The organism is Marinobacter sp. 3-2 (assembly GCF_003751355.1).
Taxonomy (GTDB): Bacteria; Pseudomonadota; Gammaproteobacteria; order Pseudomonadales; family Oleiphilaceae; genus Marinobacter; species Marinobacter adhaerens.
This window is the reverse complement of sequence record NZ_RJUQ01000001.1, coordinates 127,152-151,166: the sequence shown is the minus strand read 5'-3', so window position 1 is coordinate 151,166 and position 24,015 is coordinate 127,152. Positions and strand designations below refer to the sequence as shown.

19 protein-coding genes and 1 tRNA gene are annotated in these 24,015 nt (G+C 58.5%); 16 read left to right on the top strand and 4 right to left on the bottom strand.

Annotated elements, in window-relative coordinates; all coding sequences use genetic code 11:
- Positions 1-7: 7 nt before the first annotated feature.
- From EDB94_RS00680 to pgi, 7 genes are all read left to right on the top strand, one after another.
- The gene (locus EDB94_RS00680) at positions 8-1,411 is read left to right on the top strand and encodes a sigma-54 dependent transcriptional regulator (protein WP_008169641.1); all 1,404 of its coding nucleotides are present in this window, start codon (positions 8-10) and stop codon (positions 1,409-1,411) included.
- Positions 1,412-1,880: 469 nt separating this feature from the next.
- Positions 1,881-2,090, top strand: coding sequence for a hypothetical protein (locus EDB94_RS00675; RefSeq protein ID WP_008169646.1), 210 nt, complete (start codon positions 1,881-1,883; stop codon positions 2,088-2,090).
- A complete protein-coding gene (gene pcnB, locus EDB94_RS00670) occupies positions 2,083-3,447 on the top strand; it encodes a polynucleotide adenylyltransferase PcnB (RefSeq protein WP_108019586.1) in 1,365 nt (454 codons plus the stop codon). Before EDB94_RS00675 ends, pcnB begins: the two co-directional genes overlap by 8 nt.
- The gene (folK, locus tag EDB94_RS00665; RefSeq protein WP_053114247.1) at positions 3,447-3,944 is read left to right on the top strand and encodes a 2-amino-4-hydroxy-6-hydroxymethyldihydropteridine diphosphokinase; all 498 of its coding nucleotides are present in this window, start codon (positions 3,447-3,449) and stop codon (positions 3,942-3,944) included. Before pcnB ends, folK (EDB94_RS00665) begins: the two co-directional genes overlap by 1 nt.
- Before the next feature lie 59 nt (positions 3,945-4,003).
- Positions 4,004-4,798, top strand: a complete 795-nt coding sequence (gene panB / locus EDB94_RS00660; RefSeq protein WP_008169652.1) for a 3-methyl-2-oxobutanoate hydroxymethyltransferase — start codon at positions 4,004-4,006, stop codon at positions 4,796-4,798.
- Positions 4,795-5,643 (top strand): pantoate--beta-alanine ligase, encoded by an 849-nt coding sequence (gene panC, locus EDB94_RS00655; protein ID WP_053114245.1) that lies wholly within the window; start codon positions 4,795-4,797, stop codon positions 5,641-5,643. The genes panB and panC overlap by 4 nt, the downstream gene beginning before the upstream one ends.
- Positions 5,644-5,665: 22 nt before the next feature.
- The gene (gene pgi / locus EDB94_RS00650; RefSeq protein ID WP_108019584.1) at positions 5,666-7,327 is read left to right on the top strand and encodes a glucose-6-phosphate isomerase; all 1,662 of its coding nucleotides are present in this window, start codon (positions 5,666-5,668) and stop codon (positions 7,325-7,327) included.
- Here pgi and folK (EDB94_RS00645) read toward each other — a convergent pair.
- Positions 7,310-7,834 carry a 2-amino-4-hydroxy-6-hydroxymethyldihydropteridine diphosphokinase gene (gene folK / locus EDB94_RS00645; RefSeq protein ID WP_108019581.1) on the bottom strand — a complete coding sequence of 175 codons (525 nt, stop codon included), beginning with the start codon at positions 7,832-7,834 and terminating at the stop codon, positions 7,310-7,312. The two genes, pgi and folK (EDB94_RS00645), sit on opposite strands and share 18 nt — an antisense overlap.
- Complete coding sequence (folB, locus tag EDB94_RS00640; protein ID WP_041644908.1) at positions 7,834-8,190, bottom strand: dihydroneopterin aldolase; 357 nt, start codon at positions 8,188-8,190, stop codon at positions 7,834-7,836. The genes folK (EDB94_RS00645) and folB overlap by 1 nt, the downstream gene beginning before the upstream one ends.
- Before the next feature lie 140 nt (positions 8,191-8,330).
- Here folB and plsY point away from each other — a divergent pair, with 140 nt between their 5' ends.
- On the top strand, positions 8,331-8,921 hold the full coding sequence (plsY, locus tag EDB94_RS00635; protein WP_014575911.1) for a glycerol-3-phosphate 1-O-acyltransferase PlsY: 591 nt from the start codon (positions 8,331-8,333) through the stop codon (positions 8,919-8,921).
- A gap of 3 nt (positions 8,922-8,924) precedes the next feature.
- Here the strand turns inward: plsY and tsaD are convergent, their stop codons facing one another.
- Positions 8,925-9,980: a tRNA (adenosine(37)-N6)-threonylcarbamoyltransferase complex transferase subunit TsaD gene (gene tsaD / locus EDB94_RS00630; protein WP_108019621.1), complete on the bottom strand. Its 1,056-nt coding sequence runs from the start codon at positions 9,978-9,980 to the stop codon at positions 8,925-8,927.
- A 238-nt stretch (positions 9,981-10,218) separates the two neighbouring features.
- On the opposite strand from tsaD, the gene rpsU reads away from it, so the two are divergent.
- The 8 genes from rpsU (at position 10,219) to EDB94_RS00590 (ending at position 22,177) form a co-directional block, all read left to right on the top strand.
- The gene (rpsU, locus tag EDB94_RS00625) at positions 10,219-10,434 is read left to right on the top strand and encodes a 30S ribosomal protein S21 (protein ID WP_007153483.1); all 216 of its coding nucleotides are present in this window, start codon (positions 10,219-10,221) and stop codon (positions 10,432-10,434) included.
- Positions 10,435-10,583: 149 nt separating this feature from the next.
- Positions 10,584-12,311: a DNA primase gene (gene dnaG / locus EDB94_RS00620; RefSeq protein ID WP_108019579.1), complete on the top strand. Its 1,728-nt coding sequence runs from the start codon at positions 10,584-10,586 to the stop codon at positions 12,309-12,311.
- 133 nt (positions 12,312-12,444) lie between these two features.
- Positions 12,445-14,292: an RNA polymerase sigma factor RpoD gene (gene rpoD, locus EDB94_RS00615; RefSeq protein WP_008169681.1), complete on the top strand. Its 1,848-nt coding sequence runs from the start codon at positions 12,445-12,447 to the stop codon at positions 14,290-14,292.
- Positions 14,293-14,388: 96 nt separating this feature from the next.
- Positions 14,389-14,465 (top strand) — tRNA-Ile (locus EDB94_RS00610).
- A 199-nt stretch (positions 14,466-14,664) separates the two neighbouring features.
- Positions 14,665-16,002, top strand: coding sequence for an alkane uptake protein AupA (gene aupA, locus EDB94_RS00605; protein WP_108019577.1), 1,338 nt, complete (start codon positions 14,665-14,667; stop codon positions 16,000-16,002).
- A 12-nt stretch (positions 16,003-16,014) separates the two neighbouring features.
- Positions 16,015-19,242: an Ig-like domain-containing protein gene (locus tag EDB94_RS00600; RefSeq protein WP_108019575.1), complete on the top strand. Its 3,228-nt coding sequence runs from the start codon at positions 16,015-16,017 to the stop codon at positions 19,240-19,242.
- A 159-nt stretch (positions 19,243-19,401) separates the two neighbouring features.
- Positions 19,402-21,696 (top strand): molybdopterin-dependent oxidoreductase, encoded by a 2,295-nt coding sequence (locus tag EDB94_RS00595; protein WP_108019573.1) that lies wholly within the window; start codon positions 19,402-19,404, stop codon positions 21,694-21,696.
- Between the two features lie 19 nt (positions 21,697-21,715).
- Positions 21,716-22,177, top strand: a complete 462-nt coding sequence (locus EDB94_RS00590; RefSeq protein ID WP_014575904.1) for a DUF2489 domain-containing protein — start codon at positions 21,716-21,718, stop codon at positions 22,175-22,177.
- A 337-nt stretch (positions 22,178-22,514) separates the two neighbouring features.
- On the opposite strand, the gene EDB94_RS00585 is transcribed toward EDB94_RS00590, so the two are convergent.
- Complete coding sequence (locus tag EDB94_RS00585; RefSeq protein ID WP_014575903.1) at positions 22,515-23,879, bottom strand: aminoacyl-tRNA deacylase and HDOD domain-containing protein; 1,365 nt, start codon at positions 23,877-23,879, stop codon at positions 22,515-22,517.
- Between the last annotated feature and the right edge of the window lie 136 nt (positions 23,880-24,015).

Sequence of the window (24,015 nt, the reverse complement as noted above, 5' to 3'; positions counted from 1 at the left end):
GACTGTTATGCCTCGCATTCTGATCGTGGAAGACGAAGACATTATTCGCTCGGCAGTGCGCAAACTGTTGTTGCATGCCGGCTATGAGGTCGCCGATGCGGCCTCCGTTGAGGAAGCCGAGCAGAACCACGAACCCGATCAGTTCGATCTGATCATTTCCGACCTGCGCCTGCCAGGCGCAGCGGGCACCGAACTGATCAATCGCGCACCCAACACGCCGGTGCTGATCATGACCAGCTATGCCAGCCTGAGATCAGCGGTGGACTCCATGAAAATGGGCGCCGTTGAGTACATCGCCAAACCGTTTGATCACGATGAAATGCTGGCCGCGGTCGAAAACATTCTGGCCCGGAAACCCGCCGGCCGGAACTCGGGTGACGACTCGGCACCAGCCCTGGAAACGCCGGAAAGCAGCGATCCTGCCAACATCATGTTCGGCCAGTGTGAGCCGATGCAGCGGGTGTTCACGCTGATCCGTAAAGTAGCACCGACAGAAACCACTGTCCTGATCCAGGGCGAATCAGGAACCGGCAAGGAGTTGGCGGCCCGCGCCCTGCACCTGCTCAGCCCCCGCGCTGCCAAGCCGCTGATTTCGGTCAACTGCGCGGCCATCCCCGAAAGCCTGATTGAATCGGAACTGTTCGGCCATGAAAAGGGCGCTTTCACCGGTGCGGTATCGGCCAGGACCGGCCTGATCGAGGCCGCCGATGGCGGCAGCCTGTTTCTGGACGAAATCGGCGAACTGCCGGCCGAAGCCCAGGCACGCCTGCTACGGGTTCTTCAAGAAAGCGAGATCCGGAAAGTCGGCTCCACCCAGAGCCGTACCGTCAACGTGCGGATGATTGCCGCCACCCACCGAAACCTCAAGGCCATGACGCGTACCGGGGAATTCCGGGAAGACCTCTACTACCGGTTGAACGTCATGCAGATCCGTATCCCGCCGCTGCGTGAGCGCCAGAGCGATATTCTGGGACTGGCCCGCCGCTTCCTGAAGCGCCAGGGCGAGAGAATGGGCAAGCCCGATCTCAATCTAAGCCCCGAGGCCATGCGCGCCCTCGAACGCCATCGCTGGCCGGGAAACGTACGGGAACTGGAGAACGCCATTGAGCGCGCAACCATCCTGTGTGACGGCGACGTGATCACGCCCTCATTGCTGGACCTGGACAGCGAAGGCAGCGACGAATACATCCCCGAGACTCTCGTGGACGGCAACAACGAGCAGACACATACTCGGGAGGTGGACGCGTCCAACGATCTCTCCCTCGAAGATTACTTCCAGCATTTTGTTCTCGAGAACCAGGACCGCATGAGCGAGACAGAATTGGCCCAGAAACTGGGCATCAGCCGAAAATCGCTCTGGGAACGTCGCCAGCGTCTCGGCATACCCCGGAAAAAATCCTCTGGCAACTGAGTCCGGCATAGTATGAATCCGGGCTCAGTTGTTACCCCATGTTCCTGTCGGTAACACTCCTCACGAAAGTAACGTGACCTCAGTAACACTTAGGTTGAATACGGGGTAACACTTATGGCCTACAAAATCGTAAGACTCTGTTAATAAACGAAATTCAAAAACTGGCACATGGACTGCAACCTATTTGGCGCACAACAACAAAAACAAGAGTGACAAAGCAGCGCCAACAACAAGAACAAAAAGCTGCAGGATGCGTTCGGTAACAAAAACAACAACAGAACGTAAGCGAACTGAGTGTTTTGGGTACTTTGCTTTTTAGTGGTCCCACGGCACGTGCGAGTTGTAGATGTAGAGAAGAATCACCTTCCAGGTGACGCTGCAGCTACCCAAGGCCCGCTCGATGTCTCTGACCGCTCTGTGTATTCAAAGCTTTCCGTTTGCACTGCTGAGATGCCCCTGAAGTGGGGATATGCAGTGGGGTACAAAAACCAAGAAAAATCCCGGCAAAAACAAAAACAATGCAGATCGTCAACGCTTTGAGGGCGGATTCGTGAAAACGGATCCGCCTTTTGATTATCTGGGCTCCGAAACGGTAATCCACGGCAAACGTGTGCAAATCCTGCTCAAACCGTTAAACTCTCGGTTTTTGCTCATCGCAACCACGGATTTCAATGCCTAAACGACTTGTCGACAAACTCCGTTCCTTCATGCCCGGCAACGGAAAAAAGAAAGCCCGCACCTACCAGCGACGGGAAATCCCCAGGGACCAGCACAACGTCTCCCGCTCGGTTATCAGCGAACCCGCCAAGAAAGTTCTGCATCGCCTGAACAAATCGGGCTATGAAGCATACCTCGTGGGCGGCGGCGTAAGAGACATCCTGCTGGGCGGCAAGCCCAAGGATTTCGACATCGCGACCAATGCCACCCCCGAGGAAGTGCACGACCTGTTCCGGAACTCCCGGTTGATCGGACGGCGATTCCGGATTGTCCACGTGGTGTTTGGCCGCGAGGTCATCGAGGTGACCACCTTCAGGGGCAACGCTGCCGAAGCAGACACCGACACCGATGATGACGATCGCAGGACCAGTGAACACGGCCTGCTTCTGCGTGACAACGTTTACGGCAACCAGGAAGAAGACGCCCTGCGTCGGGACTTCACCGTCAATGCGCTTTACTACTGCATCCGCGACTTTACCGTAATCGACTTTGCCAACGGTATCGAGGATCTGCGCAACCGCCAGCTGCGACTGATTGGCGATCCCGAGACGCGGTACCGGGAAGACCCAGTGCGCATGCTTCGCGCTATCCGTTTTGCCGCCAAACTCGGCTTTGACATTGAACCGGAGACCGAGGCCCCGATCGGGGACCTGGCCCCTCTGTTAACCCATATTCCACCAGCCCGCCTGTTTGATGAAGTGCTCAAACTGTTTTCCGCAGGCCATGGCGAAGCCACTTACGACCTTCTGACCCGTTACAATCTGCTGGAGCCTCTGTTCCCGGAGACGGTCAGGGCCATTGAGTCGGGTGAGCCGGACGAGCTGATCCGCCAGGCCCTGAGAAACACGGATGCCCGGATTGCCCAGGGCAAATCGGTCACGCCCTATTTCCTGTTTGCCGCCATGCTTTGGCCGGCACTTCAGGCAGAGTGGCATCGCAGGCAGGACAACGGTGACCCGGTCCAGCCGGCATTGCACGGCGCCATTGGAAAGGTGATTGGCCGTCAGGTGCAGGCAACCTCGATTCCGAAACGATTCTCTGGCCCGATGAAGGAGATCTGGGAACTTCAGATGCGACTGCCCCGACGCCAGGGCAAGCGGGCCTTTGCCACCATGACTCATCCACGGTTCCGGGCCGCTTACGATTTCCTGCTGGTTCGCGAGGCGTCTGGTGAGATTGAGCCCGGGCTTGGCCAATGGTGGACCGAGTTCCAGCAGGAAGATGAACGGGGCCAGGAGCGAATGCTCTCACAACTGAGCACCGACGCCCCCAAGAAGCGGCGGCGCCGCCGCAAACCGGTCAAACGCCCAGCCCAGTAATGATGACAGACGTCTTTATCGGTCTTGGCAGCAATCTGAAAGACCCTGCAGCCCAATTGGCCCGGGCAGTCTCGGCCCTGGCCAACCTGCCGGAGACGGTACTGGTGGCCCAATCGCCCTTTTATGCCAGCCGCCCGGTCGGCCCCCAGGACCAGCCTGACTTCGTCAACGGCGCGGTATGGCTCAGAACCTCCCTGCTACCACACCAACTGCTTGACGAACTGCAGAACGTCGAACAACAGCATGGCCGGGAGAGACTTCGCCACTGGGGACCCCGAACGCTTGATCTGGACATACTGATCTTCGGCGATCAGATGTTGGACGACGAGCGCCTCACCGTACCTCATCGGGAACTGCGGAACCGGGACTTTGCGCTCCAGCCTCTGCTGGACCTGAAGGCCGGCCTGACTCTGCCCGACGGCACACCGATTGCCAAACTGCGTAGCCAATGCCCCGACAACGGCTTGCGCAAGCTTCCACCGGCGGATTACCCTTAACACTTCAATGCCGATACCCCGGCACGCCCAGGCCCATCCACCCAAAAGGCAAGGATTCTATGGCTGTTACCATCAATACCCTGCGTGAGTTCAAGCAGAAGGGCGAAGCCTTCGCTGCCCTTACCTCCTATGACGCCACCTTTTCCCAGGTGGTCAGTGAAGCGGGCGTTCACGTAATCCTTATCGGCGACTCCCTCGGGATGGTGCTTCAGGGGCATGACAGCACCCTGCCGGTGACCATGGACCAGATGGTGTATCACGTCAGCTGCGTGGCCAAAGGAAACCGTGGGTCCCTGATCATGGCCGACATGCCCTTCATGAGCTACGGCACGGTCGAGTCTGCCCTGGAGAACGCAGCGGAACTGATGCGCGCGGGCGCGCACATGGTAAAACTCGAGGGCACGGACTGGATGAAAGAAACCATTACCGCTCTGACTGAGCGCGCCGTGCCCGTATGCGCACATCTGGGCCTCACGCCGCAGTTCGTCAATAAATTTGGCGGCTACAAGGTCCAGGGCCGTGACGAGAAAGCTGCGGAGATGATGATTGAGCACGCCTGCGAGCTGGAAGCCGCCGGCGCCGATGCCATCCTGCTGGAGTGCGTTCCCGCGCCGCTGGCGGCACGCATCTCCCAGGCCGTCAAAGCACCGGTCATCGGGATAGGTGCCGGGCCAGACACCGACGGACAGATTCTGGTATTGCACGATATGCTGGGCATTACCACTGGCCGTAAGCCACGATTCGTCAAGAACTTCCTGGCAGAAACAGATTCGGTACAGGAAGCCCTCCAGGCCTACGTGAAAGCCGTAGGCGAGCGCTCATTCCCCGCTGAGGAGCATACGTTCAAGGCATGAGAACCGTACATTCTTTGAAAGAATTGAGAACCATCCTCCGCGGCTACCGGCAGCAGGGCAAAACCATCGGCCTGGTACCCACCATGGGCAACCTGCACGAGGGCCATATCTCCCTCGTGCGCAAAGCAGCGGAGATGGCGGATGTGGTGGTTACCAGCATCTTCGTGAACCCGATGCAGTTCGGAGCCGGCGAAGATCTCGAGACCTACCCGAGAACCCTGGCTGAAGACCAGGACAAGCTCGCCTCGGCCGGTAACACACTGGTATTCGCGCCCTCCGCCGAGGAAATCTATCCGGAAGGGCTGGCAAGTCAGACCCAGGTGGTCGTGCCGGATGTCAGCGACGGCCACTGTGGCGCCAGTCGCCCGGGTCACTTTGAGGGCGTAGCCACGGTGGTCACCATGCTGTTCAATATGGTGCAGCCGGACTTCGCTGTATTCGGCGAGAAGGATTTTCAGCAACTGGCCGTGATCCGGAAAATGGTCCGGGATCTGATGATCCCTGTGGATGTGGTGGGCGGCCCCACGGTGAGAGAGGACGACGGCCTGGCGAAAAGCTCGCGCAATGGTTACCTGACGCCCGAGGAACGGCAAATTGCGCCAGCGGTCTACCAGACGCTGCAGGCCACTGCCGCCAAGATCACCGATGGTCGTACAGACTTCCAGGCCCTGGAAAGCGAAGCTGAGCAGAGTCTCGGGGACGCAGGGCTCAGGCCGGACTACTTCAATATAGTCAACAGTCAGACACTCAAACCGGCCACGGCTGAGGATCGGGAGATTACCATCCTGACGGCAGCTTTCCTGGGCACCACCCGCTTGATCGATAACCTGTCCCTGACCCGATAAGCCAACAGAAAAGGAACCTCTGATGCCCGCACATCCTGAAGTACTGACCTCGAAACCCGAATGGCAGACACTGAAGGAGCAACGGCAACGCCTGGACGGCGTTCTCATGAAGGACCTGTTCAACCAGGATCCCGGGCGGGCAAAGCGTTATTTCATTGAAGGCGCAGGGCTGTCACTGGATTTTTCCAAGAATCGGATCACTGACGACGTGCTCGACACGCTTCTGGCGCTGGCCCGCAGCTGCAACCTGGAAGCACGGCGGGAGGCCTTGCTCAGCGGAAAGAGAGTCAACGTTACCGAAGATCGCCCTGCCCTGCACACGGCATTGCGCAACCCGGGAACCGACGCCATCACCGTTGACGGCGAAGACGTGGTCGCCGAGGTGCAGCGCACCCTGCAACGCATGGAAACCCTGGTGGAGGAGGTGTTGGGCCAACACCGCACCGGGTACACCGGCAAGCCTTTCACCGATGTGGTAAGCATCGGTATCGGCGGCTCCTATCTGGGCCCGAAGCTGGTGGGCGAAGCGCTTCAACCCTACGCCCAGGCCCGCGTTCGCTGCCATTACGTGGCCAACATTGACGGCACCGAGATTTGCGAGGCACTGCGCCAGGTCAATCCGGAAACCACTCTGTTCCTGATCCAGTCCAAGTCATTCCGCACCCAGGAAACCCTCGAGAACAGCAAAGTCGCGAAACAGTGGTTTCTTGATCATTGCGGGGATGAACAGGCGGTTTCGCAGCATTTCATGGCCGTAACGGCCAATGTGCCGGCGGCGCAGGACTTCGGCATCGATCCGGAGAACGTCTTCCCGATGTGGGACTGGGTCGGCGGCCGTTATTCACTGTGGTCAGCCATCGGCCTGCCCATTGCCTTTAGCGTTGGCATGGCCAACTTCCGGGCCCTGCTGGCCGGCGCCCATGCCATGGACCAGCACTTTCGTGAAGCGCCGCTGGCAAAGAATCTGCCGGTGGTGATGGCCATGCTGGGCATCTGGTACAACAATTTCTGGGGTGCCGAGACCCATGCGATCCTGCCCTACGATCACTACCTGCGCAGCCTGCCAGACCACCTCCAGCAGCTGGATATGGAAAGCAACGGCAAGAGCGTTACGCAAGCGGGCGCCCCACTCGCCTGGCAGTCCGGCCCGGTCATCTGGGGCGGCGTCGGTGCCAATGGCCAGCACGCCTATCACCAGCTGATCCACCAGGGCACCCGCCTGATTCCGGCGGACTTCATCATACCTCTGAAAACCCACAATCCGGTGGCCACCCATCACGCCGACCTGTTTGCCAACTGCCTCAGCCAGTCCAGGGCCATGATGGCCGGAAAATCACTGGAAGAAGCCAGGACCGAGCTGAAAGCCGAAGGACGGGATGAAAGCGAGATTGAACAGCTTGCGCCACACAAGGTGATCCCTGGCAACAAGCCAAGTAACACGCTGACCATGGAGAAGGTGACACCCGAGACTGTGGGCGCGTTGATCGCTCTCTACGAGCACCGCACCTTTGTGCAGGGGGTTATCTGGGACGTGGATTCGTTTGACCAATGGGGTGTGGAACTCGGCAAGCAACTGGGTAAAGGCATCCTGCCGCGGCTATTGGGCGAGGAAGATGGCACCCAGGCCAGCGACAGTTCGACCGATCACCTCATCGAGCTGTTCCGCTCAACCGGCAGCGTGTGAAATCTGCCGACCCTGCCAGCTGAAGCCCACCGGCCAGAGCTTCTGGCCGGTGTCGTACTCCCGCCATAGCTGGCCATAGGTTTTGCCGCACACCGGGTGCTCTGCTTGAGGCGCTATGTCGGCCAGTGGCCGAAGCACGAAAGCGTTTTTCAGGATTTCACCCCTTGGCAGTTCAACGCCATCGATGCGCCCGACGGCACTGCCATAGGTGAGAATATCGAGGTCCAGCGTTCGCGCACTAAATTTAGGCACGTCCCGACGCCGGCCGTTGTCCGCCTCCAACTGTTTGAAACGCTTCGAAAGCTCGGCAACCGACAGGGACGTATCCACGCCCACTACGAGGTTCAGGAAGGGCGAGCCATCAAACCCGACCGCTTCGCTGTCGTAGACCGGGGAGATGATCAGCTCGCCAAACCATGCCGAGAGCGCATCGAGCGCTGCCCTGACGTAGCGTTCCCTGTCGACATTGCTGCCAATACTGATGTAAACCCGAACGGCCGCTGCCATCACCGGACTCCCCTCTCGATTTGCACACCCACCGCCTGTGCCGTAGGTACGGCCCCCGGCTTGCGTATCGCCAACCGAAGCCACGTGATGCCAAATTCATCCTGCAAGGCTTTGGCGAGCACCTCAGCGCCGTGCTCAAGCAGTTGCGGCCTGAGTGCCTGCAGACAGGTCTCCACCCGAGCACTGACGGCCGCATAATCCAGGGCATCGGCGACATCGTCTGTTCGACCCGGCACCCGGTTATCCCAGGCCATTTCCAGATCGATCACCAGGTCCTGGGTGACTTCCCGCTCCCAGTCATAAACGCCGACCACAGTTTCCACAACGAGGCCTTCGATCAATACAGTGTCTGCCAAGGGTACTCCGGAGTTCTTCCACTCTTTGGTGATTGAATAACGCACAACCAGGGGATACTGTGAAGAGCATGGCCCGCGTTTTCAGGGCGGGCATTTTCGCACATATTGGTTGTATACGTCTTTGCTTCCGAGCCCACAGCATGTTTCCCAGTGATCCGGTTTTAACGGTTTTACTCTGCGCCGCCGCTTACCTGGCAGGCTCCGTGCTGTTTGCCCTGCCGGTCTGCCAACTCTGGAAACTCCCGGACCCACGGGCGCAGGGTTCGGGCAATCCCGGCGCCACGAATGTCTACCGAACCGGCGGGTGGCCGCCAGCGCTACTCACGCTTGCGCTGGATGCCGCGAAAGGCTGGTTACCCGTTTGGCTGGCCCATGCCGCCGGTCTTTCCGTAATGGTTCAGGCTGTCGTTGCCCTGTTCGCCGTCACCGGCCACATGATCCCGATCTTCTATCGATTCAAGGGTGGAAAAGGGGTCGCGACAGCGCTCGGGGCCGGTCTTGCGCTGGCGCCGGTCACAACGCTGATGATGGCCGCTATCTGGATGCTGGTGATCTGGCGCTGGCGAATATCCGCCCTCGCCTCACTGATAGCCATTGTCTGCGGCCCGCTGATCAGCGCCTTCCTTGAACCGGAAACCCTGCCACTGTTCGGCCTGCTCGCACTTTTGATCGTGGTTCGCCACCGCAACAACCTCATCCGGCTCGCCCAGGGACGGGAAGCCGGACTTTAACGATCAGTCCACCAGACCGGTTGAACGAGTTTCGTTAATGGGCGGCAGCGTGTTCATTGGCCACCGGGGCACTGCCACAATCCGCTCGCCGTCCTGCTGGCCGGCCTTCATGCGCTGGGCACCGGCGTAGGCGATCATTGCACCGTTATCCGTACAGAATTCCGGCCGGGCGTAGAAAACGTGGGCTTTGAGTTTGTCGGCCATTTTTTCCAGGCCCGCCCGTAACCGTTTATTGGCGCTCACCCCTCCGGCTATGACCAGCCGCTTGCAGCCTGTGTGTTCCAGGGCCCGGCGGCATTTGATAGTGAGCGTATCGACCACGGCGGCCTCGAACGCCAGGGCAATATCCGCCCGGGTCTGGTCCGTCAGCCCCTCCGCCTCACGAGCAGCATTCACGGTATTGAGCGTGAAGGTTTTCAGGCCGCTGAAGCTGAAATCCAGGCCGGGACGGTCTGTCATCGGCCTCGGGAACCGATAACGGCCCTCTGTGCCTTTTTCCGCCAGCGCTGCCACCCGCGGGCCACCTGGGTAGTCCAGACCGAGCATCTTGGCGGTCTTGTCGAAGGCCTCACCAGCGGCGTCGTCTACTGATTCTCCCAGCATTTCGTATTCGCCAATACCATCAACCCTTACCAACTGGGTATGGCCACCCGAAACAAGCAGTGCAACGAAGGGAAACGCGGGTGGATTATCCTCCAGCATGGGCGCCAGAAGGTGGCCCTCCATGTGATGCACACCGAGCACCGGCACTCCAAGGGCAAACCCCAGCGAATGGGCAACCGCGCCCCCAACCATGAGCGCGCCGACCAGGCCCGGACCCGCGGTGTAGGCAATTCCCTCTATATCGGCGCGACCTTTACCGGCATCCGAAAGCACCTGATCGCACAGGGGCAGGAGCTTGCGAACGTGGTCCCGGGACGCCAGTTCAGGGACGACACCCCCGTAATCAGCATGCATGTCGATCTGGCTGAACAGGGCGTGCCCCAGCAGGCCCCCTTCGGTGTCGTAAAGCGCAACGCCAGTCTCGTCGCAAGAGGTTTCGATACCTAGAATCAGCATAATTTCGGGCCACATTGGTTGGCGGAAATGAAAACGACGCGCATTTTAGCAGAAACCCGAAACCCACTGGCAGATTCATCGAACAAACATTGACCTTGCCATAACGCAGGCGCTATCATTGCCGCCCTAAAATATGCACTGGTCGAGTTTTAGCCAATCTGACCAGGGATCGAGAACCGGTCTGGCCTCGCCAGACGGACAAAATTGAAACCGAATCTATCAGGTAGGTGATTTTCGAATGCCAGCTGTTAAAGTGAAAGAGAATGAACCGTTTGACGTAGCACTGCGTCGCTTCAAGCGTTCCTGCGAGAAAGCGGGTGTACTTTCCGAAGTACGTCGTCGTGAGCACTACGAGAAGCCGACCGCTGTTCGTAAGCGCAAAGCAGCCGCTGCCGTTAAGCGTCATCTCAAGAAGCTTCAGCGGGAACAGCGCAAGTTCGAGCGTCTGTACTAAGTTTTATCTGACGCCGCTTGACTGCAAAGCACTGATTGCCTGTACAGCCGCAGGCTGCACAGAGCGACTCAAAAATGCCGCCGAGGCCTGGCTTCGGCGGCATTTTTGGCTATTGGCCAACTCCGATGAAGGCCTGATGTGGAGCCCCCATGAGCGGACTGATCCCTCAACAGTTTGTTGAAAACCTGCTGGATCGTATCGACCTGGCGGAACTGATCGGTTCACGCATTACGCTCAAGAAGGCCGGCGCTAACTACAAGGCCTGCTGCCCGTTCCACGACGAGAAAACACCCTCGTTCAATGTCCGGCCAGACAAGGGCTTTTACCATTGTTTCGGGTGCGGCGCCCATGGCGATGCCATCAGCTTTGTCAGGGAGTTTGAAGGCTTGGGTTTTACGGAGGCGGTAGAGGAACTGGCCAAGCGGGTTGGTCTCGAAGTGCCCTACGACCGGGCCGCAAAGCAGGAAATCCAGCAGGCGCGAACGCTAACCGATGCACTGGACTTTGCCAGTCGCTTCTATCAATCAGCGCTCAAAGGCCAGCAAGGTGCCTACGCCCGGGACTACCTGCAACAACGGGGTCTGGATAACGCCATCATCGAGCAGTACCAGGTGGGCTATGCGCCCTCCACCGGCACGGCGCTGTTTGATGTTGCCAGCAAGGACCTGCAGGGTCCGCTGATAGAAACCGGCACGGTTTCCGACAAGTACGGCAAACCCAGGGACCTGTTCCGCAACCGGGTGATGTTCCCGATTCGCAATAGCCGGGGCAGAACCGTGGCATTCGGCGGCCGCACCCTGGGCGACGACAAGGCGAAATACATCAACTCCCCGGAGTCGGATGTGTTTCACAAGAGCCGCGAGATTTACGGGCTTTTCGAGGCCAAGCAGGCCATCCGGCAGCTGGACAAGCTGCTGGTGGTTGAAGGCTACATGGATGTGATCGCCCTTGCCCAGCACGGCATTCACTATGCTGTTGCGACGCTGGGCACAGCAACGAACCAGGACAGTCTCACAGCGCTATTGAAGCAGGTCAGACACATCGTGTTCTGCTTTGACGGCGACCAGGCGGGCTTCCGGGCTGCGGACAGGGCCATGGAAAACGCACTGGAACTGATGGCCGATGGCCTTCACCTCCAGTTCCTGATGCTGCCCCAGGGCGAGGACCCGGACACCCTCGTGCGCAAGGAAGGGCCGGAAGCGTTCCAGAAGCGCATTGAAGGGGCAACGCCCCTATCCCGCTATCTGTTTGACCGGCAGAGTGAAGGGCTGGACCTGCAACTGCCAGAGCATCGGGGCGAATTGCGAGCCAGGGTCGAACCGCTGCTCAACAAGATGCCCAGAAGCACCCTCCGGGATGCCATGTGGCACGAGATGCTCCGCCTTTGTGGTGGCCGGAACCAGTGGCAGAGCCGCCAGCAGGGGCAGAAAGGGCGCTGGAACGGCGAGCGACGGGATCGGGTTTCCGAAGATCGGATCGATGTAAAACTCAGCAAGGACAGCATTCTGTGCCTTGCCCTGCTGGAAGCACCAGACCTGGCCACCGAGGTCACCGAGCTGGCCCGCAGCTCCCGGCAATTCAATCAGGCCCGGAGTTTTGCCGAATGGATTCTGGCAAACGACATCCGGGACAGGAAAACCCTGGTGCGCACGCTGGCACTGGACTCGGGCGCTCGTGAGCGCTTCTACCACCTGTTTGACGGGATCGAACATATCCCTGCGCGGGAAAGCACACTGGCCGCCGCCCGTGAGCTTCTGAGCCCGAACGAAGAGGCATCCCGCCAGCAGCGGCTTGCCACACTATTGAGAAATCTGTCGAACCTCACAAGCGAGGAACGACAGGAGCTGAGAGCCCTGAGCAGCGGCACCGGGGACTAGCAGCACTTGAAACTTGACGCACTGATCACCATCTAACCTTTGAGCCTAGGCTCCTTGGTGGCAGAGCAACTAAGCGACAGCTATAATGGCTGTTTAACTTTTTTCCTTCTAAAAGCGAGTTTACAGGGTGTCTATGTCAGGCAATTCGCAAAAATCACGTTTGAAAGACCTCATTGCACGAGGCAAGGAACAAGGTTACCTGACTTACGCCGAGGTAAACGACCACCTCCCGGAAGACATCGCCGATCCGGATCAGGTCGAAGACATCATTCGCATGATTAACGACATGGGTATCCAGGTGTGCGAAGAAACACCAGACGCCGATACCCTGCTGATGACCGAGGGCGACTCCACCGCTGACGAAGCCGCCGCCGCTGAAGCCGCTGCCGCTCTGGCCGCTGTTGAGACCGACGCGGGCCGCACTACGGATCCTGTTCGCATGTACATGCGCGAAATGGGCACCGTCGAGCTGCTGACTCGCGAGGGCGAAATCGTCATTGCCAAGCGCATCGAAGAAGGCATTCGCGATGTGATGGCCGCCGTTGCCCACTTCCCGGGCACCGCTGGCACCGTTATCCAGGCCTACGACCGCATTCTCGAAAACGAAGGCCGTATCAGCGACATCGTAACCGGCTTCCTGGATCCGGACGACGCCGAGCCGTTCATGGGTGAGGACACCACACCCGAAAGCTCTGATGATTCCGACTCGGATTCAGACGATGACGACGATTCCTCGGAAGAAGAAACCGATAACGGCCCGGATCCGGAAGAGACCCGACTCCGGTTCGAACTGCTCAACGAAAAGCTGGAGGCCGCCAACAAGGCCCTGGCCAAGCACGGTCGGTCCGACAAGAAGACCCAGGAAGCCCTGAACGAGCTGGGTCAGGTTTTCGCACCGTTCAAACTCGCCAACAAGGCCTTTGACGAGCTGGTGAACGTGGTTCGCTCCACCAACGACCTGGTTCGTGAGAACGAGCGCGCGATCATGCAGATCTGTGTTCGCGAGTGCAAAATGCCCCGCAAGGACTTCATCAAGTCGTTCCCGGGCAACGAGACCAACCTGGATTGGGCCGACAAAATTGCCAAGAGCAAGAAGCCTTACGCAGCGCCCTTGGCCGAGCGTATCGACGAAGTCGTTCGCCTGCAGAAGCGGATCCAGAACGTACAGACTGAAGTGGATCTGGACGTTGCCGACATCAAGGAAATCAACCGTCGGGTTTCCATCGGTGAAGCCAAGGCCCGCCGCGCCAAGAAAGAGATGGTCGAGGCCAACCTGCGTCTGGTTATTTCCATTGCCAAGAAATACACCAATCGCGGCCTGCAGTTCCTGGACCTGATCCAGGAGGGCAATATCGGCCTGATGAAGGCCGTCGACAAGTTCGAGTACCGTCGGGGCTACAAGTTCTCGACCTACGCCACCTGGTGGATTCGTCAGGCCATCACCCGCTCTATCGCGGACCAGGCCCGCACCATCCGTATTCCGGTGCACATGATCGAGACCATCAACAAGCTCAACCGCATCTCCCGCCAAATGTTGCAGGAGATGGGTCGCGAACCCACGCCAGAAGAACTGGGCGAGCGCATGGAAATGCCCGAGGACAAGATCCGCAAGGTATTGAAGATCGCCAAAGAGCCGATCTCCATGGAGACTCCGATTGGCGACGACGAAGACAGCCATCTGGGCGACTTCATCGAAGATATCCAGGCCCTCTCCCCGGTGGATTCCGCCACCGCCGAAGGTCTGCGCGAAGCCACCCGCTCGGTACTGGCCGGCCTCACCGCCCGCGAGTCCAAGGTTCTCCGGATGCGCTTCGGTATCGAGATGAACACCGACCACACCCTGGAAGAAGTCGGCAAACAGTTTGACGTTACCCGTGAGCGGATCCGTCAGATCGAAGCCAAGGCCCTGCGCAAACTGCGCCATCCTTCACGCTCCGATCACCTGCGTGGCTTCATCGACGATCAGGGCAATCAGGGATAATTTCCCAAACAGTAGCGGGCGCCACACCTCACCGGTATAATGGCGCCCGCTTTGTTTCCCCCCAGGAAACACCTTTCAAAACAGCATTCGCTGAACGGGCCTATAGCTCAGTTGGTTAGAGCAGGGGACTCATAATCCCTTGGTCGCTGGTTCGAGTCCAGCTGGGCCCACCATTCCCTGTGTTTGTTTTCAGTCCAATAAATGGTCAAGCCGTGACAATCGCTTGTCGATACATGGTTCTGCCGCCCTTCATTTTCGTCAAAAAAGCCAACGTCCCCCAAAGACAAGCCGAATACACTACCTCCTGAACAAAAATACCAGCCGTCCTTTCGCGGCCCGAGTATAAAAACAACGAAGTAATGGAGTGTATCAATGGCTTTTTCCTCCCGTTCCCGGTCAAGGGCACTTTCTCTTGCTATCGCCACCGCCTCTGTCGGTTTCTCCGTTTCCGTTCATGCCAGCATGGGCAACATCGGCACCACTTATGGCGTAATGCCCGTGGATGTTGCTACTGCCCAGTCACTGTCCATGTTCAATGACCAGGTGTCAGCCACCTATTACAACCCCGCCTACCTCACGAAAGACGAGCGGGGGGAACTGACTGCGGGCATTCTGCACGCCGAGCAGGAGTTGCGCTCTGCCAACCCGAATGCCAACGGCGACATTCTGGCCAACTCACCGAGCCAGCACGTGCTGATCGGCATGAAAACCAATCTGGGTTCGTTGACTCGTTTCAAGCATCCGATCTATCTGGGGTTCATTGCCGGGGTCGAGAAATACGGTAAGGAAATGCTGGCGTTCGATTCGCAGACCACGGAGAACGGGCAGTTTCTCAAGTATGGCAAGGAGCCATTGTTCCTGAACATTGGTGGTGCAACGCCACTCTGGCGCGGAATCTCGGCCGGGGCGTCGGTGCGGGTCACACTGGATGCCCAGGCAAATCTTGACGCTGTGTCGACTCTGGGTGGTGAAACCAGCCGCGAGCGCCTTGCAGTCAATGCCGAACCTTCGCTCAAAACGATTCTTGGCACCAACATCGATCTTGGAAGCACCTTTTGCCCTGAAAGCGACTGTTTCCTGAACGGCTGGGAAACAGCATTCACCTATCGCACCAAATCGGCAGCCTCCACGTCGGTGGACTCCAACATCATTGTTACCCAGACCATTCCTGATCCCGGCCTCAGCCTGGCGGTATCGACCATTGATTCCTTCCAGCCGGAAACCTTCGGCTTTGGCGCTCAATACAAGGGCGAAAACTGGCGCGTTGGTGGCAGCTTGGAGCAGCAAAACTGGTCCGAGCTGGAAAACGAATTTTCCTCCGATACGATCAAGGACCAGCAGTCCGTTGCACCGGGCAGCCGGATCAAATTCGACGACGTGCTCGTTCCACGAATCGGCGCCGAGTATGCCCTCAACAAGAACTTTTCCGTGCGGGGCGGCGTTGCCTATGAAGAATCACCGCTCAAGTCTACCCGCAACCCCGAGATCAACTACCTCGATACCGACAAGATTGTCGTGGGCCTCGGCCTGAGCGCCACGTATGACCGCACCCGTCTGCTGGCCTACCCCGTCCGCCTGGACATCGGTTACCAGTACCAGCAACTGCAGGAGCGCGATTTCACACTGGTGGATTTTGACGGCAACGAAACGCCGGTTACTGCAGACGGCGACGTTCACGTTGTCAGCGGCTCCATCACCCTGAAGTTTTAAGGAGGGCACGCCATGAAGTACAACAACACACTGGCACTGATACCCGCCCTGTTACTGGCCGCCTGTGGTGGCGACGAACAGACCATGAATGAGAAAGTCTCCCCCGGCTCGGTGGTGTATTCCTACCCTGCCGATGGGCAGGCAGATGTCAGCCCGAAAGCCGACATTGTTCTGCGCTTCAGCCATGCGTTGACCGATGAGGATGCAGATCTCCAAAACAAAATTCTGCTGCAATCTCAGGAACAGTCACTGCCCTTTTCTATCAGCCGGATTGACGGCGGTAAAAGCCTCATGCTGTCGCCCTCGTCGGAACTCGACACGCTCGGCGACTACACGGTGACGTTCAGCGAACCGCTGGCTGCGGAGGGCGGTCGCCAGATCGACACCCCCAACGCGGTCGGCGATGCCGGCATCCAGTTCGAGACTCGGGGAAGTTTCTCCGGACCAGCAAGCATAACCAACTCGGCCGCGGATTTTGATATCGCCTGGCAGGTTCCGGCAAACAACAGCCCGTTTGAGGCCATGAACTTCTCCACATTCCGCCTGGCCATGACCCACCCGATCCATCCAGACTGGAAGGCTCTCGGCGGTTCCATCCAGCTGCTGGATGGCAGCGGAGAGATTGTTCCAGCGATGGTTCTGGTAAAAGGCAACCGGATAACGGTGGACCCTTGTCTGGTCGAGGATCCCAGGAACTGTGGCAGCAAGGACGATGTCCTGGACACCAGCCAGACCTATACCCTGCGTCTGGAAAACCTGGCCAGCCTGACCTCGCCCGAAGCGGGCCGGTTCAGTGAGGAGATCGCATTCACGCCCCGCGAGACAGGCCCGACGGTCGTACTTCAGCAGTCTGCTGTTGATTCCGGGCTGGCCGCAGGTATTGCGGAGCAAGACGTCACCCGATCCGTCCTGAACGGCCAGGTCATTAACGGCGTCACGCTCAACTCGGTGCTTCAGGGAGAAGCAGGCCCCTCCCAACAGACCGGCGATCTGTTTGCAGAGCTGGCTTATGCGCCGGCATTCGAGGCTGATGAGGCGCTTCCGTTGCGTATCGCCCGGGGCAGCGTGCTGAACAGTACCAGTCTGGATGTTCTGGTGGGCGGCACGGTTCCTGTGCTGGACGCCGCTACCGGCCAACTTCAGACCACCGGCAACATCAAGGTCACCATGTTGTCAGACGCATCCGGCTACCTGAGCCCCAACCCCTACACCGATAACATTAACGCGCCCAGACATATCACGCTGTTTATGGATGTCTCCATGAACACCGAAAATGCCCAGCCCAACGCTGCACTCTCTCAGGATCTGATGGGGGTCGAGTTGCGCGGCATCGCGCTGGTCCAGGATGGCGTATTGACCATCGATGCCATCGGAATGGTGGAACCAAACCTTCTCGGCCAGGAGTACACTGACTCGACCATCGCGTTCCACCTTCAGGCGGCCACCGATGCCGATTCGGTTCTGGATGCCGAGCTACTCCGCGAGCTGGACAGCACTTCGCCCAGCCTGGTCAGCTGGATGCCCGGACCGGACAACGCCGTTCCCGATACGCGCCAGTCCATGCAGCGCCCCGGGGATCCGGTCATTCTGTTCTTTGATGAGCCCCTTGCCGCGGACTCCATTGATACCGGAATTTCACTGTTCGCGGATGGTGTTCCTGTTGAGACACTTGAGACACAACTGGACGGAACTGCCGTTATCCTGAATCCGGGCGATGGTCTGCGCCATGGCGTTGACTACGAAGTCGTCATCGATGGTTTGACCGATCTGGCAGGCAACCCAGCCACCGTGGCACCGTTACAGTTTTCACTGGATGATATTGGCGGCTCCACTGTAACCCGGCGCCCTGCCCTGGCCCTGACCACATATCCAGGCTACCCGTGCGAAACCGATCATAGTCTGCTGGATCTCTCCGCCGGCGTACTGGGACAGTGCTATTCCGATGGTGGTGTGGGTGACACTCTACCGGTCAGCACCATGCCGTCAGATCGTCCCATTACCGTTGTCTTCTCCAAGTCCATGGACCTGAATTCCATTATTCAGGGAGACACCTTCATCGTTGAGAAAGTGAGGCAGGAACCCAATGGTTCGGTCACGGTTGTGGAAAGCAACGTACCTGGACGGCTTGAAAAGAATCTCCAGCGGATCCGGTTCTACCCGGACCAGCCCTGGGAAGCCGACGCACACTATCGGTACACCCTGAAGTCATCGGAGGATGCAGGAAGCTGCTCGACTGGAAGCTACACCTCAATTTGCGATTCCGATGGCCTTGCGCTGAAAACCGACCTGCTTGAAGGGCTTGATGACGGAGGTGGCAACAACGGACCGGACGACATGGTGATCTATTTCACCGGAACCGAGCCTCTGGACAGCGTTTTCACGCCTCTGCGAAACCTGCCAGTTCGCGACACCAATGCCAACTTCATTGTGGACTGTGACTCCAACACCAACCCGGACTGTCTTGAGCCGTTTGACCATCAGGGCAGCGACGCTGAGGGCTGGGCCGCTTCAGCCAATTCAACGAAACTGAGGGTTCGCAATAACGAAGCATCAGCCTCTCCGCCCGTGATTGTGGCCAGTACCGCCGATGCGCGGGTTGGCTGCGAGACCGGCGAGCGTTGCCCCAAAGATAAGTTCATCTACCAGACCTACGCCCTCAACACGGAAGTTATTGGCCCTGGCGTTTATGAGCCAACCGGCGATGAGGGGATTCTGGTGAACCTGTATCCCACGCAGTTGGCGACCACATCGATCAGTGTGTTCACAGAGCTTCGGGTTTTTGGATTTATCCCACTCCAGGAGGAGTCCATTACCAATACCCAGGTCCTCCGCATGCGCTATGCCAAGGACGACCCGGCGTGTTCCGGCCCGGGCTGCAGCCGCTCTGGCCTGATACCCGGGGTTATAACAGAGGGTGAAAATGGCCAGCCGGTCTTCAAGACCCGGGCCGAATTGATGCTCGATGCGCCCGATATGGAAATCCCGCTGGGGGGCCGCCACGACCTGTACGGTCGGGAGTTTGTGCTTGAACTGGAGGGCAATATTACCTTCTTCGATGACGGCCGGATGCAGATTGAGCAACGCAATTCAAACCTGGTCGACATTAATGTCCGGGCGCGGGCGCTTGGGGTGCCTGGCGGCGAAATCGTGACGATTGATCTGCCGCTACAAATCCCCGAACAGGGCGTTTACCTCAACTTCATATCCAACCCGGTCAAAGAGATCCCGACAGAGCATTAAAAATGCTCTGAAACCATTGCAAGGGGCCAGCCTTCGGGTTGGCCCTTTTTGCACAGGGTACAAGCGGTGGTTATTTCCCCATCCAAGCCATTTGCTGCTAATCTGGTTGCAGATTGAAACTGCTATAGCAAAACAACAACCCTTCAGGAGAGCCCCTTCATGGAAAACGGCACCCACTATCGTACCTGTCACCTTTGCGAGGCCATGTGCGGTGTCGCGATCGAAATGAAGGACGGCCGGATTGCTTCCATCAAGGGCGATGAGAATGATCCGCTCAGCCGGGGGCATATCTGTCCGAAGGCGGTTGCGCTTCAGGATCTGCACGAAGATCCGGACCGCCTGAAAAAGCCCATACGCAAAACCGGGACCGGCTGGCAGGAAATGGAGTGGGCAGAGGCGTTTGACCTGGTCGCCGAAAAGCTCCACCAGACCCGCCAGGACCACGGCCGCAACAGCATCGGCGTTTACCTCGGCAACCCGAACGTACACAACCATGGCTCTCTGGTTGCCACCATGCCATTGCTGCGGGCCATCGGAACCCAGAACCGGTTTTCAGCAACGTCCAACGATCAGCTGCCTCACATGCTCGCCAGTCTCGAGATGTTCGGGCATCAGGTTCTGTTTCCCATTCCCGATATCGATCACACGGATCTGTTTATCTGCATTGGCGCTAATCCCATGGCGTCCAATGGCAGCCTGATGACGGTTCCGGACTTCCGCGGGCGACTCAAGGCCCTGAAGCAGCGCGGCGGCAAGATGGTTGTGGTGGACCCCCGCCGCACCGAGACCGCCAAGCTTGCCGACGAATTCCACTTCGTCCGGCCCGGAAGCGATGCCCTTCTGATGATGGCCATGGTGCATACATTGTTTGAAGAAGAGCTTGTGGATCCCGGCCCGGCGGAAAGGCTGGTGAAAGACGCAGACCTTCTACGCCTGGCCGCTCTCAGCTTCACCCCGGAAGCGGTCAGCGCCCACACTGGCATTTCCGCGGAGGACATTCGCGCCCTCACCCGACAGCTCGCCACCACGCGAAAGGCGGCTCTTTACACGCGCATGGGGACAAGCACCCAGACCTTTGGCGGTGTGGCAACCTGGCTGGCCTATTGCCTCAACATCCTGACCGGGAAACTGGACCTGCCCGGCGGCGTTCTGTTCTCGCAGCCGGCAATTGATCTGGTAGAGCTTGGCGCCATGGCCGGTCAGAAAGGTCACTTCGGCAAGCGCCACAGCCGCGTGAAGGGGCTGCCTGAATTCGGCGGAGAATACCCGGCCAGCACCATGGCCGATGAGATGTTAACTCCCGGCGATGGGCAGATCAGGGCCTTTGTCACTGTTGCCGGCAACCCGGTGCTCTCCAGCCCCAACGGGCGGCGTCTTGAGGAGGCTCTGGGCGGGCTCGATTTCATGGTCTCGGTGGATTACTACCTCAACGAAACAACCCGGCATGCGGATATCATCCTGCCTCCGACCGCGGCGCTGGAACGGAGCCACTACGATCTGATTTTCAGCATGTTTGCGGTGCGCAATTTCGCCAAGTACAGCGAAGCACTGTTCGATGCCGGCCCGGGTGCCCGCCATGACTGGCAGATTCTACTGGAACTGGCCCACCGGCTGGAAAAGCTCCGGAAAGGTGGGCAACTGGCCCTGCGGGCGGAGCTCGGCTGGCGCGCCTTCAAGCAGATTGGGCCAGACCCGATCCTTGATCTACTCTTGCGATCCGGCCCCTATGGCGCTGATGCCGGGCGTGCGCGGGGCTTGCTGCAGCCTGCGGTCGATCTGGTGATGGATATCCTGCCGAAACGACACCCGCTTCGTGGACTGGCCAAGCTCAGCCCCCTGAACCGCCACTGGCAGGAGCTACCGAAAGGGCTTTCCCTGAGTGCCCTGAAGGACAACCCGAACGGCGTCGATCTGGGCCCTCTCCAGCCGTCCCTGCCAGAACGCCTGTTTACCCGCGACGGCAAGATCAACCTTGCGCCAAGGCGCTACCTGGACGACCTTGGCAGGCTGCATGAGGCCCTGGCTGCACCGGCCGGCGACTCTCTTCAACTGATTGGCCGGCGCCACGTCCGGAGCAACAACTCGTGGATGCACAACAGTCAGCGGCTGGTTAAGGGCAAGGACCGGTGCACCCTGATGATTCATCCCAAAGATGCCAGCCGCCTGGGTTTGCAGGCCGCTGACTCGGCAGAAATATCTTCGGAATCCAGGCAGATTGTCTTGCCGGTGGAGATTACCGAGGACGTCATGCCCGGCGTGGTATCCATTCCCCATGGCTGGGGCCATGACCGCGAGGGTACTGGTCAGTCAGTGGCAGCTGCCCATGCCGGTGCCAGCATCAACGACTTGCTCAGCGACGGTCGAATTGATCCGCTCTCTGGCACTTCCGTATTGAATGGACAGCCCGTTGCTGTCAAAGTCTGGCGCCTGGAGCGTCAACGCAAACGGGCCTGATTCATAAAAGGAGCCGAAAATGCCCCAGTGGCTGCAGTGGAGTCTGATTATTGCTGGTCTCATCGCCATCGTTCTGCTGGCGGTCTTCATCCGGCGTCAGATGGGGTTGCTTTCGGAAAATCGCAAACGACAGGCCAAAGCCGAGGCGTTCCAGACCAACCGCAGACAAGACATGATCCGCAGTGTTCATGTTATTGCGATGGCGGTTGAAGAGGATCAGATCGAATACTCGGAAGCCTGTCTGAGACTCAAGGGACTGCTCGATCACATTGCTCCGGAGTTGCTGGAGCAATCACCTTTCAGAGTATTCCAGGAAGTGCATGACCAGTTGCAGCACATGCCCACGCACCGGGCACGGCAAGCAACGGAGACAAAGTTCGTGGACAAGATGGACAAGGAACGTTTCGAGGTGGAACAGAAGCATGCCGATGCAATTCGCCGAGCCGCAACCGCTATCCGACACCATTCCTTTTCAGGTTAGCGTCAGCCATTCAAGCATCCAGGGAACTGGTCAGACCTTATTTTTGTAACAATTTGTAACCAGACGGTCGGCAAAAAGGATAATTTAGCTCATCAAATCAAAAGGTTCTGACGCGCTGAAAAACTGACACGGCGATCATTCCTTCCAGGTTACAAGTGTTGACTTTTCTTTTCTCTATCAGGGTCTAAATTGAAAACAGGGAGGCACCTTTCATCTGCGGCAGGTGCCACCTAACGTTGTTTTCTCCTGATAAGTTTGGACGACTCTGCAATAAAGCGGGTGAGCTTGCCGGCCTCTGGGCCGGCTTTTTTGAGTCAAAATATGGGGAATGCTGACCTTACTGGCTCATCATGCCGGCCATGGCCATAACGCTGTCCTTGCTGTTCACCAGCTCGTCGAACTGCTCTTCAACCTGTTCCCGATTCAGCCCCAACTCGTCATAAAATGCCTGGCTGACGTCTTCCCCCGCACCCAAAGCCACGCCACGGGCGGTCAACAGCTGCCGGCCCAACCAGAGCAACCGGGCATAAACGCTATGGCTGCCATCGTAAGACGGGTTTTTCTGATAACGGATCGCCAGGGTAACCTCGTCCGGCATGCCCCAGTTTTCCATCAACTGGGCCGCAATCTGTTCGCGGGTGATACCAAGAAAATAATGCTCGGTGACTGAGGAATCGATATCCGGGTTCACCTCAAGGGAACGGCACACCAGCTTGAAATGGGGAGGAAAAACCTGGGCAAGCACCAGGTGGCCAAAGTTGTGGAGGAGACCGCCAAGATAGGCAAGGCCGAACACCGGCCGCTCGCCCCGGGGCATCATGCTGGCCAGGATGCCGGCTGACTGGGCCTGCCAGATCGCCTGCTGCCAGTAATCCACGTACCCGTCCGGATGATCCTGTGGCTGTTTGAGCGCCCGCCCGAGGGAAAGCCCCATTGCAAGGTTCATCACCAGATCAAACCCAAGTACCCGGGAGACGGCGTCGTGCACAGACTTCACCTGGCCCGCTGCCGCATAGAACGACGACGAGGCCCAGCTTACCACCTGCGCTGCGAGGCTTGGATCGCTCTCCACAATATCCACCAAATCGCCCATGACGGCGTTAGGATTAACCCGAAGATGGATAATCCTCTGGGCGGTTTCCGGCAACGGCGGCAGCTCCAGGGTGTCTTCAAGCCGTTGCTGTATTCTCAGGCTGGTAAACTTTTTAATGGCGGAATGAAACTGCTCCCGGTCCTTGCCGTGGTCATCGAGGTTAACCTTGATGGACTCCGGAGCAACGGCCAGGGAGCGCCTGTCCGCGTTGGCCGTCAGGGCCCGGAAGTCCTCTGCAGGCATGACCATCGCCAGATTCTGCTCGCCCAGTTCCAGGGCAACCGAGGGCAGCTCATCCACGCGTTCATCGACCACGGTTGGCCAGCCTGTCAGTGATGGCAATGCCGGGAGTGCCTTGAGGCCAGCCCTCTCCCGAACCCGCAGCTGCTCGCGACGCTTCATCAGGCGCAGGTCCCGGCCCAGTTGCTTGTTCAACTGTTCCAGGTCAATCAGATCGTCGCGGCGGCAGATTACCTGAAGGTTCCCTTGCTCATCATTGAGCAGAACCATTCGCAACAGTTCTGTCCGGCTCGCCTGGCCTGCATCCCTAAGCGATACACCAGCTGCGGTCTCGCCCAGGGCCTGCTGAACTGCGACAGGTAATTCCATAAAGTTCTCCCGAATATTGCTGCTTTCCGTCGGATAATCCGAGTGAGAAAATCACATTAAGTTCAGTATAGGGCAAAGAAATGGCCCTGACGTTGACTGAACTCTATTTCCAAAGCGATTTCATACGCTTTCGAAG

What these genes read in the sequence shown, in the direction of transcription:
- EDB94_RS00680 (WP_008169641.1), top strand. Translation starts at nt 8, where the DNA reads ATGCCTCGCATTCTGATCGTGGAAGACGAAGACATTATTCGCTCGGCA.
- EDB94_RS00675 (WP_008169646.1), top strand. Translation starts at nt 1,881, where the DNA reads ATGCAGTGGGGTACAAAAACCAAGAAAAATCCCGGCAAAAACAAAAAC.
- pcnB (WP_108019586.1), top strand. Translation starts at nt 2,083, where the DNA reads ATGCCTAAACGACTTGTCGACAAACTCCGTTCCTTCATGCCCGGCAAC.
- folK (WP_053114247.1), top strand. Translation starts at nt 3,447, where the DNA reads ATGATGACAGACGTCTTTATCGGTCTTGGCAGCAATCTGAAAGACCCT.
- panB (WP_008169652.1), top strand. Translation starts at nt 4,004, where the DNA reads ATGGCTGTTACCATCAATACCCTGCGTGAGTTCAAGCAGAAGGGCGAA.
- panC (WP_053114245.1), top strand. Translation starts at nt 4,795, where the DNA reads ATGAGAACCGTACATTCTTTGAAAGAATTGAGAACCATCCTCCGCGGC.
- pgi (WP_108019584.1), top strand. Translation starts at nt 5,666, where the DNA reads ATGCCCGCACATCCTGAAGTACTGACCTCGAAACCCGAATGGCAGACA.
- folK (WP_108019581.1), bottom strand. Translation starts at nt 7,834, where the DNA reads ATGGCAGCGGCCGTTCGGGTTTACATCAGTATTGGCAGCAATGTCGAC.
- plsY (WP_014575911.1), top strand. Translation starts at nt 8,331, where the DNA reads ATGTTTCCCAGTGATCCGGTTTTAACGGTTTTACTCTGCGCCGCCGCT.
- tsaD (WP_108019621.1), bottom strand. Translation starts at nt 9,980, where the DNA reads ATGCTGATTCTAGGTATCGAAACCTCTTGCGACGAGACTGGCGTTGCG.
- rpsU (WP_007153483.1), top strand. Translation starts at nt 10,219, where the DNA reads ATGCCAGCTGTTAAAGTGAAAGAGAATGAACCGTTTGACGTAGCACTG.
- dnaG (WP_108019579.1), top strand. Translation starts at nt 10,584, where the DNA reads ATGAGCGGACTGATCCCTCAACAGTTTGTTGAAAACCTGCTGGATCGT.
- rpoD (WP_008169681.1), top strand. Translation starts at nt 12,445, where the DNA reads ATGTCAGGCAATTCGCAAAAATCACGTTTGAAAGACCTCATTGCACGA.
- aupA (WP_108019577.1), top strand. Translation starts at nt 14,665, where the DNA reads ATGGCTTTTTCCTCCCGTTCCCGGTCAAGGGCACTTTCTCTTGCTATC.
- EDB94_RS00600 (WP_108019575.1), top strand. Translation starts at nt 16,015, where the DNA reads ATGAAGTACAACAACACACTGGCACTGATACCCGCCCTGTTACTGGCC.
- EDB94_RS00595 (WP_108019573.1), top strand. Translation starts at nt 19,402, where the DNA reads ATGGAAAACGGCACCCACTATCGTACCTGTCACCTTTGCGAGGCCATG.
- EDB94_RS00590 (WP_014575904.1), top strand. Translation starts at nt 21,716, where the DNA reads ATGCCCCAGTGGCTGCAGTGGAGTCTGATTATTGCTGGTCTCATCGCC.
- EDB94_RS00585 (WP_014575903.1), bottom strand. Translation starts at nt 23,879, where the DNA reads ATGGAATTACCTGTCGCAGTTCAGCAGGCCCTGGGCGAGACCGCAGCT.